The sequence below is a fragment of the Streptomyces sp. H27-H5 genome, from assembly GCF_026627505.1.
GTDB lineage: Bacteria > Actinomycetota > Actinomycetes > Streptomycetales > Streptomycetaceae > Streptomyces.
In genome coordinates this window covers 1-11619 of sequence record NZ_JAPNLK010000156.1, presented here as the reverse complement: position 1 = coordinate 11619, position 11619 = coordinate 1, and the positions used below count along the sequence as shown (strand labels likewise).

Genomic DNA, 11619 nt, shown 5'->3' with positions numbered 1-11619 from the left:
AGAAAGAACCTCGGAGAACCCGCCACCGGGACGGCCACCCGGGATACCGGCCTGCCCGAATCCGGAAACCCACCACAAAAGCAATCACACCGCGTGATCAAAGATCACGCGGTGGATCGAGGCTGAGGCCCATGATCTTCGCGATTTTATTGAGTGAAAGCGCTGTGGTTCCGGCAGAAGCGATCTGCTCCCAAGCCCGTTCCTTGATCTCGGCACGCACTTGCCGCCGGTACCGTTCGCGGGGGGTGGTCGTAGCAGCTGTTTCAGTCATGACAGCCTCCTCCTCGCGTGTTACACCCTATCGCTCGCGAGGAACCACTGGCGCTTCCCGGCGGCCTTAACATCGGAGAGAGGCCGCCCATTTTTCCTCCCGGAGGGGCCGAGGTGGCCCAGTTGCTGAACCGCCCGCCGGGCCACTCAGAATTTGAGCTTGTCCTTCCCCTTCTCCTTGATTCGTCGGGCTTTCCCTCGTGCCTCCAGAGCGGCCCCTTTCGCCGCCGTGGTCCGATGGCCGATGGCGAGCGCAATCTTGCGGACCGCACGGCCGACGACCTGCTCGACAGTCGCCTTCGCTTTCTCTCTGGCGCTCATCTCGCCCCTTCTTTCCTCTCACATGCCTCCTACCCTGTGAGGCCACAATGACGTCGGGCTGGCGCGGCGCAGCGACGTCCGTCGACACTGGAGGGGAAGGCCCGCCCACGGACATGGAACGACGCGGAAGTGGAAAGCGGTAGCCGCCAGGGAGAGGCGTCTGCAGTGGCTGCAGCGCGCAACACTCATTGGTCGGGAACAGCCGCAGGAGACGACTTGCAGGGTTGAGGAGAAGGGCATGCGAAAGAGCGCTGACCTGCGGACCAAGGCCACCCTGTACGGTGCGGCCCACTTTCAGGGAGTCGCTGTCCCGGTCTCGCCCGACAAGGGAGACGAAGGCGAAAGCATGGTCGTCCACTCACTCGCCCACCTCGGACTGAGCCGGGTGGGCTCCCTCACTGCGCCTGGCGAGCTCGCCGATCCCGACCATCTGTTCAGCCAGCACGCCGGCCGGATCACTCATGTCACCGTCTGGTCATCCAGACCGGCCACCTGGCACCTCGACCCCGAGGAGCGGGGCAGGACCTGGCAGCAGTATGACGCCGATACGGGTGATCTCGGAGCCTGGGCTGATCGATCGAGATACGTGCGCGTATGGAGCCAGAAGGACGGCGCCGAAATCAACACAGACCCGCTCGCGCCGGGAGGCCCCTCTCGTCTCATCACGGTGGTGGAGTAGGGCTCGCTCCGCTGCGGCCGCGTGAGAGTTCACCTCTGAATTCACGTCCCTGTGTGGGGTCGTGGGATGTTGACTCCCGCTGGCGAGCGCGCGGCCGTCCAGCACCTCGATGTCACCGCCACGACCCGCCAAATGCTGCTCGCCCCTGCGGAAGGCCCCTGCCCACCCCGCCGGGATCTCCCGCACCCGGCTGTCGAATCATCCGCGGGCGCGTTCACGGGCCTGGGCATGCCCGACGACAGGGCCCAGTGCGAGGCGACGCTCTTGGTCGACACCCTCCTCGGGCTGCTTCACGCACCCCTTGCCGACGGCACCTGGGACCGCGCCACAGCGACGTTCCAAACTCTCCTCGACCGCCTCGAACCCGCCTTGCACACGTGCGATTGAACCGACGGGCTGCATGCGCCGGCCGTCGGAGGCCCCAGTTCGATGGCGCGCACCTTTCAACGGGTCCAACGGGTGGAAGCCGCGACCGCGTACCGCGCTCGCGTCTGCACACCACTGTCCGTTGGACCAAGGGCGGTGGGACGTAGGTTGACCTTCTCACCCATGTCCTCCCCACGTCGTCGTCTCCTCGCACCTCGAATTCCTCACCGACCCGGGCTTCCAAGCCCCGCGGTGGGCCCAGCTGTGCCAAGCCCTGACAGGCTCGCCAGGGTGTCGACGGAGCGGGAGGCGGGCCGGACACTGTGGATACGCCGGATCTGTGGGAGCCGGCGCAGGCGATCGGCGTCTGCGAACCGCGTGTCCTGCGAGTCCCCGTCATCTGACGCCTTTTCCGGTACGGCGGGTGCAGGGGCGTCGGACTGTCGACCATGCTGTTGAAGGGTGGAGAAGGACCGGAGAGACACCGGGAGGCAGACATGACCGGGATCATGTACGACCTCCGCCTCGACACCACCGCGGCGGCCGACGGCATCGAGATCGGCGTGATGGCCGCAGCGCCCGGCACGGTCCGTGTCTGCGTGAGCGGAGCGAGCGATCTGCACACCGCCGCCCTCCTGCACGAGACCCTCCTGATCGCCCTAGCTTCTCACCGCACCACCCTGCTCCTGGACCTCCAGCGGGTTGCCTTCTGCGACTGTGCCGGCCTCAACGCCCTCCTGGCCGCAGGCCAAGCGGCGCGCCGAGCCGACAGAGACCCGCGCATCACCGCCACGGGGCGACCCGTGCGGCGGCTCCTGCAACTCACCGACACCACATTCGTGCTCACGTGATCGTGCTCGTCGAAGACTGGTGATCGTCATGACCACGACCCCTCATAGACCCCATACCGACACGGCCGAAGCCCGGCACGCATCCGCATGCAGACGCATCCTCGGGAGGCGATCGCATGGGCGGTGGGCACCCTGATGGCGGCAACTCCCGCGCACGCGGCGAATCAGGCGTACGGGTACGGCCCGAACGCTGCACACGCGCGTTGACGGGACACGACATCGGATTTCGCCTTGGCGGACACGCAGCGGGAGGTGGCGGTCATGCCGTCCATCGACAGGAGCGTTCACCATCCCCACGGTGCGTGGTTGGCGGGTCGGCGCGCGCGTGCGGCCGCGAGCCGTTGGCGTCGTGACGGGTCCGAGGCCCGCTGGGCTCGTAGTGATCTTCGACTTCGGCGGCTGCTGTCGACGATCTTTGACCCGATCTTCACGGCTGCGGGTGTGCTGTTCACGATTGCCGCGCTCAGGGCCGCCGACGGCACCGACCCGTCTCCGACGTTGTACGCCGTGCCGGCCGCTGTCTGTTTCGTGATGGCTGCAGTAACGATCATCGATCTCTACATGATCAGACGGGGCGTGCGTGCACAGCATCGATGGCACCGTGCGCCCTGACATCGCACTGACCCAGCCGGCCGGCCGGTTGTGGTCTCGTGTCCGCGACCTGCTGGTGGCAACGAACCGCGAACTCCGAGAAAGCGTCATGACCCGCGCCCCGCCATCGACGCGGCTCCGTCGGTGGTTTGTGTGATTCACCCATCGGCGTCGATCAGGCCTGTCCGTACCGGGCGTCTCTATCTCGGCGGACGGCGTAGGAGTGTCACCCGTCGGGGCGCACCGCCGCCATTCAGTGGATCGTCACGGTCGTGCGCCGGGAACACGGCATCAGGGAGGCGGTCAGTCTCGCCATCTGATTCGGCGAAAAAAGGAGACGTTGGTGGACGGGATCGTATTGCTCAAGGAAGACCACAAGACGGTGGAGAAGTTGTTCAAGCAGTTCGAGAAGGCGGGCGACGACGCCCACGCCGATAAGCGCAAGATCGCCGATCAGGTGATCGACGAGCTCACCACGCACACCTGGATCGAGGAGAAGATCTTCTATCCAGCCGCCCGGGAGGCCGCTCCCGATACCAAGGATCACGTACTGGAGAGCATCGAGGAGCACCATGTCGTGCTGTGGATGCTTTCGGAACTGAAGGACCTGGACGCGGCTGACGAGCGGTTCGACGCCAAGATGAGCGTCCTCATGGAGAACGTCCGCCACCACGTGGAGGAGGAGGAGAAGGAGTGGTTCCCCGACGTCCGCAAGGCCATGGGCCGCAACCGCCTCACCGAACTCGGCGAACAGATGCAACAGGCCAAGAAGCGAGCCCCGGGTGAGCCCCTCGCCGTCCCGAGCGCAAAGCGCTGATCACCGTCTGCGGCCGCCGCCCCGTGCCTGCTCGCACAGCTCCTGACAGGGTCGTCAGTGAAGGGCGTCTGATGCGGGGACGAGGCGGGCCGCCATGTTGATCTCCATCATCCTCAGGGCGGCGTCGGCCAGGTCCGGATGAATGTGGGCGACAGCGTCCCGGGCCACCGTGACGGACAGGTGCCTGATGTGGGCGTCGAGGGCGGAGTACAACACGCACTGCTCGGTGACCTGCCCACAAAGGACGAGATGGTCGACACCCAGTGTTCCGAGCAGGTATGCGAGCGGCGTCTCGTAGAAGATCGAGTGGCGGGCTTTGATGATGAAGTAGGAGTCCTCGTCCGGGCGTACGGGCTCGACCCGGCGCGCATGAGGCCCGGCGAGGGCGGCATCCAGGATCTCCCCGTGGTGGGAGCGCCACTTCCCGAAGTTGTCATTCGCGTAGATCACCGGTAGCTCGCGTGCGCGAGCTTCCTCCAACAGGTGCACCACGGCGGGCAGGGCCTGCTCGACGGAGCGGACGAGGTCACCCGCGTCCTCGTGGTCGTACGTGTTGAGCATGTCGATGATGACAACCGCGGTCTTCGCCATGATCAAGAACTCTCAAACGGTCCTGAGGTGCGCCGATGACACGACGGCCCCTGGGTCCGGCCATCCCGCCCGACCCTCGGTCGGCCGGGGGCGCGCCCGGGACCTTTTGGGTGGGCGCTCGGCGTTCTTTTGGTGCCTCCATCAGCCCCTTCGACTTTGAGCCGGGTCTGATTCGATCCCTTTCACTGGTCGGCGGCCGTCTCGCATCCCGCCTAAGACTCGCCGCTGCTCTCCCTGTTTCGGTCGTGCTTCGGGGCCGTCCAGCGGACCTTCCCCTTTCCCGTGCGCGGGTCCCTGTCCCGCTTCGGGCGGTCGAGCCGGCTCGCCTCGTCGGTGTCGGCAGCCGGCGTCCGTTCGTCGTCGCCCTGATGGGGCGGGCGCCGCTGCGGCCGTCGCGTGCTGTGTCCGTCATGCGGAGGTGCTCCGCCGGCGCCGCCTTGTTCGTCGTCCATCGTGCCCTCCTCGGGCTTGCGAACCCCCTCCTCCAGCCGCTGCCCGTCCTCCTGCCGGGGAAACCGGAGCGGCCGCCTCCAGAGTAGGCACTCCTGGGGGCGGGCGCCGGGGGCGCGCTGCGCCGGACCGGTGGCCGGCCGGGATACCAACGACCCGGTCTGCCCCTCCGATGTCGGTTCGCAACGGGCCTGCACGAGTCCGAAAGCCTTCTTGGGGAGGGGGTGTGGATCGCGGGTGAGAGGGCACGAGGCGGGGCACATCGATCATCCGTCCAGGGAGGGAACGGTTCCATGTCTCAGAGCGCCATAGCCACCGGCACCACCGTGGGAGTGGAGACGCTGTCGGGCGCCAGCGCGGAGGGTGTGCGGATTGCTGAGGATCTTCCGCGGATCGACAACGCCCGTCGGATGGCGCCCGCCGATGCCCGTGAGCTGTCGCGTCTGTTCCTGCTCAGGCTGCGGTCGCTGGAGGAGGGAACCCGCGAGTATCAGTACGTCCGGAACACCCTGATCGAGATGAACATCTCGCTGGTGAACTTCGCCGCCCGGCGGTTTCGCAGCCGTTCCGGCGAGGGCATCGAGATCGAGGACATCCTCCAGGCCGGAACGATCGGGCTGATCAAGGCCATCGACCGGTTCGACCCAGAACGAGAAGTCGAGTTCTCCACCCTCGCTCTCCCGTACATCACCGGTGAGATCAAGCGGTTCTTCCGCGACACGACCTGGGCGGTACACGTACCACGCCGCCTGCAGGAACTGCGGTCGGAGATCGCGAAGAGTCAGGAGGCGCTGACCGAAGTCTTCGGCCGTGCCCCCACCGTGAAGGAACTCGCCGAGCACCTCGAAATCCGTGAAAAGGACGTCATCGAGGGCATGGCGGCTGCCAACGGCTACACAAGTGCCTCCATCGACTCCCCGACACCTTCCAAGCCGCGCGCATCCGACGGGATCGAGGGGCGTTCCCTCGCAGACACGGTCGGCGACGTCGACCCCGACATGGAACTCTTCGAGGACCTCCACACCCTCGCCCCCCTCCTGCGAGAGCTTGGGGAACGCGACCGGCGCATCCTGAATTTGCGGTTCGCACAGGAGATGACCCAAGCGGAGATCGGCGCAGAACTGGGCGTCTCCCAGATGCAGGTTTCCCGCCTTCTCACCCGCGTCCTGACCAAGCTGCGCAACGGGATGCTCGCCGCATAGAGGACGGGCGCTGTCTGGGTGTTCCAATCCAGGGAGGGGGTGGGCACCTGCTCGGAGGGGGAGGGGGCAGGCGCCCACCGAGTGGCGGTCGGGGCCGCTCAGAGTTCCGACCGCCTGTCTCAACCGTAAGACGGCGCGTGCTCCCTCCCCAGGGCGGGCAGGAAATCGGGTGAGACGCCTCGGCAGGCATGCCGTTTCGCGAGCCCACTCCCCGGCGGGCCCTCTTCCCCACCCTGCTCGGCATCGCGGGGGAGTCGGCGACGAAGCAGGTCTTGGGCAACCTGCGGAAACTCGCGCCCGGCTCGGCGCGGGACGTGGTCACCGGTGCGGTGCAGCAGCTCCAAGGCCAATCGGGTGTCGGCTCACTGCCGGCGATCGTTGTCTGCTCGTCGCCGTATGGTCGGCCTTCGGACACATCGCGACGTTCATCCGCACCTCGAACCCCGTCTACCGCATGCCCGAAGGTCGCCCCGTTTGGAAGGGCCTCCCGCTGCGCCTGGGCTTGACCGTGCCACTGGTAGTCCTGGCCTGTGCCGGCGCGCTCATCGTGGTCTTCTCCGGCAACCCGGGAGCCGACGAGGATCGCCTGCTCCTCGTCCATGTCCGCAGGGCCGTCCTGGATCAGATCCGCCCCTGGCCCGCGGCGCGGATCGCGATGAGTGCGAACTCGCCGTTCTGGCAGAGGGACACCCCTTGTGATCACGGCCTCGGCGCAGTCGGCGAAGATCCGGTACCTGGGCTGACCGACGGCGACGCCCGTTTCGTCCGATTCAATGTGTGGAACCGCTGGCCCTCGGCCGGCCCGGTGGATGTCTTCGGCAGCGCCGACCGCTACCACGAGGAGGTCCAGGTGCTGATCCGCACGGGTGTCCTGTGTGACGAAGGCATGATCTACTTCGACGCCCGTCTCTCGGCCACCTACCCCACGGTCGAGGTCAGGGTCGCGGATGTCTGCCTCGACGCCTCCACGCCCGTCCTGCTCGCGGCTCTGATACGCGGCCTGGTCGAAACCGCGGCGCGCGCGCCTGGAGTCGGACCCTGTGGGAGACCGCCTTACACCCCCGCGCCGACCCGGCCGGCGTGGCGTATGCCTGCGGACGCGGAGTAGGGGGTGGAGGGCGGTCTCGACCCGAGGGTTGCAAGGTGACGCCGCAGCTCCGGCCGCAGGGGGTCGCGTCTGTCGCGGTTTGGCGGCGGCGGCGAGGCAGTCGGATGAGTGTCGGACAGCTGGGTAGTCGTACTACATGATCTACAGGGTGAGGGATTCGACGACCCACCCCCGCAACCGGCCTCTGGTCCGCGTATGCACGAGTAGGGCTCGCATCGAGCTGGAACGGGGTGGCGCTGATGTGTCGCTGGCTTGCCTATGCGGGTTCGCCTCTCCTCCTGGACGAAGTTCTGTACCGCCCGGAGCACTCGTTGATCGATCAGAGTCTCCACGCCCGGATGGGCGTGGAGTCGACGAACGGCGACGGTTTCGGCATCGGCTGGTACAGCCCAGGGGGCGACGGTACGCCGGCAGTGTTTCGCGACATCGGGCCAGCCTGGAACAATCGAAACCTCCGAGAACTCGCCGCGCACGTACGCTCTCCGCTGTTCTTCGCGCATGTCCGAGCCTCTACGGGATCGGCGATCCAACAGACAAACTGCCATCCGTTCCGGCACGGCCGTTGGCTGTGGATGCACAACGGGGCGATCGCTGACTTCCCCCGGCTGCAACGAGACCTCTGCATGGCGGTGGACCCTGCCCTGTTCCCGTCCATGGAAGGCTCCACCGACTCCGAGGTGATGTTCTACCTCGCCGTCACCTTCGGGCTCGATCAGGACGTACCGGGCGCTGTGGCAAAGATGGCCGGTCTCGTTGAGCGGCTCGGGAAGCTACACGGGGTCGATCACCCCCTCCAGATGACGATCGCGGTGAGCGACGGCGAGCGCGTGTGGGCCTTCCGCTACTCCAGCCAGAAGCAATCACGGTCTCTCTTCTACAGCAACAAGACCGACACGGTCCGCGAGCTCTACCCGGAGCTGGACTACCTCCGGGACGTCTCCGACGAGACGCGGTTGGTCGTTTCCGAACCGTTGGGCAGCTTGCCTGGAGTGTGGAACGAACTTCCAGAGGGAAGTTACGCGGTTTTGCCTTCAGCGCCCACCGAGGACTATCTGCCCTTCGTCCCCGATCTCACCTGAGACAGCATTGACGAGGCTTGCGGGAAGGGTTGCACTCGATGGAGGTGGGCCGTCCGGACCTGGGTTTTCATCGGGAGAGCTGGTGGCTGCCGAGGCGGCCGGGATGCGGAATGGGCAGCCAGTCCGGCAGGAGTTGCTGGTGCGGGCCTATTCCATGGAGTCGAGCCAGTGGTGGTACGCCGAGGCGAAGGGCTCGACGCCATCGCCAGCACCTTCGCGACGGACCTTCTCCACCAACCACTCGCAAGTCCGTCGTGGCTGTAGTGGGCCACAGTGAGGTCGATCGGCCGAGCGTCCCTGCCGATTGTCCTCAGCAAGGCACCCCGGGCGGTGAGAGGATTTACCCCCTGGGGGAGGGGCGTGTTCGCCCTGCCTTGGCGGCCCACGCAAGTTTCTTGGTGCCCGCTTTGAAAACGTGATGCCGTGCACGTATGGGACGAATCGAGCGTATATGTCGGAATCTCAGGGTATCCGCTGAGTGTGATCACTTTGGGCGTCGAAGAAGAGTATTTGTTGGTGGACCCGGACACCCTGCTGCCGGTGCCATGGGCGGACGACGTGCGTAGGGCCGCAGGTGTCGTGTCCCTCACCGAGGACGGCGAGGTTCAAGAGGAACTGTTGCAGTCGCAGATCGAGGTTGCTACCCCCATCTGTGTCCGGATGGACGAGGTAGGTGGCCATCTCCTGCGGCTGCGCCATGCGGTCGCCTCGGCCGCAGAGGACCGGGGCTGCCGAGTTCTCGCGTCTGCTGCGGCGCCGGTCAGGGGCTCCGCCCCTGTGCCCGTGACCCCCACCCCGCGCTACCGCAGGATGGAGGGGGAGGCGCGACAACTTGTGGACGAACAGCTGATCAACGGCATGCACGTCCACGTGGCCGTACCCGATCCAGAGACCGGGGTGGCGGTTCTGAATCGTATCCGGGTCTGGCTCCCGACCTTGCTGGCCATGTCGGTCAACTCGCCATTGTGGGACGGCAAGGACACCGGATTCGCCAGTTGGCGGACAATCGTCTTCGGCCGCTGGCCCGTGAGCGGCCCCCCGCCCGCCTTTCGCGATTACTCCGACTACGAAGAACGGGTCGAGGCCCTGGTCTCGTCGGGAATCATCGCCGATCGTGGACAGCTGTACTGGCAGGCCCGGCTCTCCGAGCGGTACCCCACCGTGGAAGTCCGATGCCTGGACGTCCAACTCCGCGCCGATGACGCCGTCATGCTGGCGGGAATCGTCCGCGCCCTTGTCGAGGTCGCCATCGACGAGGAGAAGGCCGGAGCGGCTCTGCCACTGTGCCCGCCGGAGCTGCTGCAAGCCGCCAACTGGCATGCGGCCCGGCACGGGCTGGGTGGCTCGCTGCTCGACCCCTGGGGGCGTCTTCGCAGCAGTGGGGACATTCTGTGCATGCTCCTTCGCCACGTCGCTCCCGCGCTGGAAGACAGCGGTGACCAACGTGAGGTGGGCTCGCTTGTACACCGCCTTCTCAGGGAGGGCACTCCGGCAGACCGCCAACGCCGCGCGCTGGCGGACGGCATGCCTGGCCTGCGAAACCTACTTCTGGGGACGTCTTCGGGCTGAGCGCCTAGCGGAATGGCGGCAGAGACGGAGAACCTGCCGGGTCGGTGAAGCTTGTCATGTGCCCGGCTTGATCCGGTGTACGACGGGGTCACCGCGCGGTGGCCATCGGGCGTGCTACCTCGGAAGGCCGATCAGCTGTGCGCACCACGGCCCGAGCCGGGAGGGGATCCCGGTTGGGGGTGGGGCCCGGGACCTTCCGGGTGTTCATATCCGGACTCGCGCTCCGCGCGAGCCTCCTCTTGGTGGCTGTGTGTGGTGGAGCCGAAGTTTCCGTATCCCTGCATCTCGTGAGGTCGCAGGCCTTCGGTGGGAAACCCCACCGGCTCCCGTTCCTCGCGGACCTCGTGGACAGCTCCGCCCTCGGGCAGGTGGGGCTGGCTCTCGGCCGTGGGCGGAGCGGGCTCCTTGTTGCGGACTCGCCTACCGAGTACGAAGCCGCCGAGCAGGAAACCCACCACCGCGAGCCCGACGAGCAGGAACCAAGCGATGTCGGAGATGGCCGTCTCCGCGCTCAATGTCATTTCCATAGCCAGCACATTTCCTCAAATCGGCGCGACATGTGCGCTCTGGTGACGTGGGCGCCGTAGTCCACCCGGAGGATGATGGATCGACTCTGCCCGATCCCCGCGCCCCTTTCGGCCGTGGCAACTTTTACGGTCGCCCAGGGCCTTTTGGGGTACTGGTTCGTGCTGTGAGAGGCACTGACCGGCGCCAAGCCCCCCTGCTCCACTGTCCTGGTCACCGTGAAGGCAGCACGCTCGGCTCGCGCCGCCGGGGCACAGCCCGCCGATACGTCGTTCCCGGCGCCCGCTGTCTGTGCTCCCTGCTCAGGCGGCAGGCGGGCACACCGAGTCACCGGTGGCCTCACCACCCGTCCGGTAGCCAGCGCAGACCGATCCCGCAGAGTGCCGCGTTCGGATCTGCCCCGGGCCCGGCCCCGCCCGCTCGTCACGCGCTCGATGCACCCATCGGGTGGACCGGATGCCGGTGCCGGGGCGCCCCTTCCACGGCGGGGGATACAAGGTTCGCAGGTTCGACTACGGCGAGCGCATCCGTCAGCAGAGTGAACGGCGAACAGAGTGCGGCACCACTTCACGACCCGGAGGACTCATGCACGCGAAGTCGGTTGCTCGACAGCTCATCACCGCTTCCCGGACCCCGCATACGCCTCGACCCACCGGGGCAGCCACCATCGACGCGAACGTGACCGACGCCGTCACGAGCGAACTGGACCGGCTGTGTGCCGAGTTTGTCGCGTACAGCCGTTCGCTCGACCCCACCTTCGCCACGGAAGTTGCCGAGCGGCTGGTCGCCTTCACTCTCAACGGCGGCGCCCGCATCCGGCCCCGGTTTTTGTGGTGGGCCATGCGGGCCAGTGGCGGCACGGACATCCACGTGGTCGGGGCACTGCGCATCGCCGCCGCACTCGAACTCATTCAGAGCTGCGCCCTGGTTCACGATGACGTCATGGACCAATCCGCGTTGCGCCGCGGCAGGCCCTCGTTCCACGCTCAGATCGCGGAACAGTTTCAGCCAGGCGCGCCCCCGCGAGAACGGAATTTCTCGCCGTTCGCGCATTCGGTCGCCGTCCTCGCGGGGGACCTAGTGCAGCGCGTCGCAGGTCCTTTGCCGGTTGGGCGTGGCTGGATTGGTGACGCTGTGTGAGCGCGCAGGCATCCTGCGGGAAGCGGTCCTCGGACGACCCGGCTTCGGTCCGGCACACGG

Annotated in this window: 12 protein-coding genes and 2 pseudogenes; 10 read left to right on the top strand and 4 right to left on the bottom strand. The window is 66.8% G+C overall.

What is annotated here, in order from left to right; translation table 11 throughout:
* Nucleotides 1-121: 121 nt before the first annotated feature.
* Together OTB19_RS39510 and OTB19_RS39505 are read right to left on the bottom strand one after the other, a co-directional pair.
* Nucleotides 122-271 (bottom strand): annotated as a pseudogene (locus OTB19_RS39510) (TetR/AcrR family transcriptional regulator); the annotation flags it as partial.
* Nucleotides 272-417: 146 nt separating this feature from the next.
* Nucleotides 418-591, bottom strand: a complete 174-nt coding sequence (locus tag OTB19_RS39505; protein ID WP_267803620.1) for a hypothetical protein — start codon at nucleotides 589-591, stop codon at nucleotides 418-420.
* A 238-nt stretch (nucleotides 592-829) separates the two neighbouring features.
* On the opposite strand from OTB19_RS39505, the gene OTB19_RS39500 reads away from it, so the two are divergent.
* The 5 genes from OTB19_RS39500 (at nucleotide 830) to OTB19_RS39480 (ending at nucleotide 3895) form a co-directional block, all read left to right on the top strand.
* Nucleotides 830-1270, top strand: coding sequence for a hypothetical protein (locus OTB19_RS39500; RefSeq protein WP_267803619.1), 441 nt, complete (start codon nucleotides 830-832; stop codon nucleotides 1268-1270).
* Nucleotides 1271-1336: 66 nt separating this feature from the next.
* A complete protein-coding gene (locus tag OTB19_RS39495; RefSeq protein ID WP_267803618.1) occupies nucleotides 1337-1657 on the top strand; it encodes a hypothetical protein in 321 nt (106 codons plus the stop codon).
* Nucleotides 1658-2133: 476 nt separating this feature from the next.
* Nucleotides 2134-2487 carry an STAS domain-containing protein gene (locus OTB19_RS39490; protein WP_267803617.1) on the top strand — a complete coding sequence of 118 codons (354 nt, stop codon included), beginning with the start codon at nucleotides 2134-2136 and terminating at the stop codon, nucleotides 2485-2487.
* Between the two features lie 261 nt (nucleotides 2488-2748).
* A complete protein-coding gene (locus OTB19_RS39485; protein WP_267803616.1) occupies nucleotides 2749-3099 on the top strand; it encodes a hypothetical protein in 351 nt (116 codons plus the stop codon).
* Nucleotides 3100-3421: 322 nt separating this feature from the next.
* Nucleotides 3422-3895, top strand: a complete 474-nt coding sequence (locus OTB19_RS39480; RefSeq protein WP_267803615.1) for a hemerythrin domain-containing protein — start codon at nucleotides 3422-3424, stop codon at nucleotides 3893-3895.
* 54 nt (nucleotides 3896-3949) lie between these two features.
* Here OTB19_RS39480 and OTB19_RS39475 read toward each other — a convergent pair whose 3' ends face one another.
* On the bottom strand, nucleotides 3950-4486 hold the full coding sequence (locus OTB19_RS39475) for a cysteine hydrolase family protein (RefSeq protein ID WP_267803614.1): 537 nt from the start codon (nucleotides 4484-4486) through the stop codon (nucleotides 3950-3952).
* Nucleotides 4487-5229: 743 nt separating this feature from the next.
* Here OTB19_RS39475 and OTB19_RS39470 point away from each other — a divergent pair.
* The 4 genes and pseudogenes from OTB19_RS39470 to OTB19_RS39450 all read left to right on the top strand — a co-directional run bounded on the left by OTB19_RS39470 (nucleotide 5230) and on the right by OTB19_RS39450 (nucleotide 9894).
* Entirely contained in the window at nucleotides 5230-6138 is a 909-nt protein-coding gene (locus tag OTB19_RS39470; protein ID WP_267803613.1) for a SigB/SigF/SigG family RNA polymerase sigma factor, read from the top strand.
* Between the two features lie 188 nt (nucleotides 6139-6326).
* Nucleotides 6327-7246 (top strand): annotated as a pseudogene (locus OTB19_RS43840) (YhjD/YihY/BrkB family envelope integrity protein).
* Between the two features lie 239 nt (nucleotides 7247-7485).
* Nucleotides 7486-8325, top strand: coding sequence for a class II glutamine amidotransferase (locus OTB19_RS39455; protein WP_267803622.1), 840 nt, complete (start codon nucleotides 7486-7488; stop codon nucleotides 8323-8325).
* A 480-nt stretch (nucleotides 8326-8805) separates the two neighbouring features.
* Nucleotides 8806-9894, top strand: coding sequence for a carboxylate-amine ligase (locus OTB19_RS39450; protein WP_267803621.1), 1089 nt, complete (start codon nucleotides 8806-8808; stop codon nucleotides 9892-9894).
* 131 nt (nucleotides 9895-10025) lie between these two features.
* Here OTB19_RS39450 and OTB19_RS39445 read toward each other — a convergent pair whose 3' ends face one another.
* A complete protein-coding gene (locus OTB19_RS39445) occupies nucleotides 10026-10421 on the bottom strand; it encodes a DUF6479 family protein (RefSeq protein ID WP_267803611.1) in 396 nt (131 codons plus the stop codon).
* 583 nt (nucleotides 10422-11004) lie between these two features.
* Here OTB19_RS39445 and OTB19_RS39440 point away from each other — a divergent pair.
* Nucleotides 11005-11559 (top strand): polyprenyl synthetase family protein, encoded by a 555-nt coding sequence (locus OTB19_RS39440; RefSeq protein WP_267803610.1) that lies wholly within the window; start codon nucleotides 11005-11007, stop codon nucleotides 11557-11559.
* Nucleotides 11560-11619: the final 60 nt, after the last annotated feature.

Bases quoted from the DNA above. Each gene is read 5' to 3' on its own strand.
- OTB19_RS39505 (WP_267803620.1), bottom strand. From the start codon at position 591: ATGAGCGCCAGAGAGAAAGCGAAGGCGACTGTCGAGCAGGTCGTCGGC.
- OTB19_RS39500 (WP_267803619.1), top strand. From the start codon at position 830: ATGCGAAAGAGCGCTGACCTGCGGACCAAGGCCACCCTGTACGGTGCG.
- OTB19_RS39495 (WP_267803618.1), top strand. From the start codon at position 1,337: ATGTTGACTCCCGCTGGCGAGCGCGCGGCCGTCCAGCACCTCGATGTC.
- OTB19_RS39490 (WP_267803617.1), top strand. From the start codon at position 2,134: ATGACCGGGATCATGTACGACCTCCGCCTCGACACCACCGCGGCGGCC.
- OTB19_RS39485 (WP_267803616.1), top strand. From the start codon at position 2,749: ATGCCGTCCATCGACAGGAGCGTTCACCATCCCCACGGTGCGTGGTTG.
- OTB19_RS39475 (WP_267803614.1), bottom strand. From the start codon at position 4,486: ATGGCGAAGACCGCGGTTGTCATCATCGACATGCTCAACACGTACGAC.
- OTB19_RS39470 (WP_267803613.1), top strand. From the start codon at position 5,230: ATGTCTCAGAGCGCCATAGCCACCGGCACCACCGTGGGAGTGGAGACG.
- OTB19_RS39455 (WP_267803622.1), top strand. From the start codon at position 7,486: ATGTGTCGCTGGCTTGCCTATGCGGGTTCGCCTCTCCTCCTGGACGAA.
- OTB19_RS39445 (WP_267803611.1), bottom strand. From the start codon at position 10,421: ATGGAAATGACATTGAGCGCGGAGACGGCCATCTCCGACATCGCTTGG.
- OTB19_RS39440 (WP_267803610.1), top strand. From the start codon at position 11,005: ATGCACGCGAAGTCGGTTGCTCGACAGCTCATCACCGCTTCCCGGACC.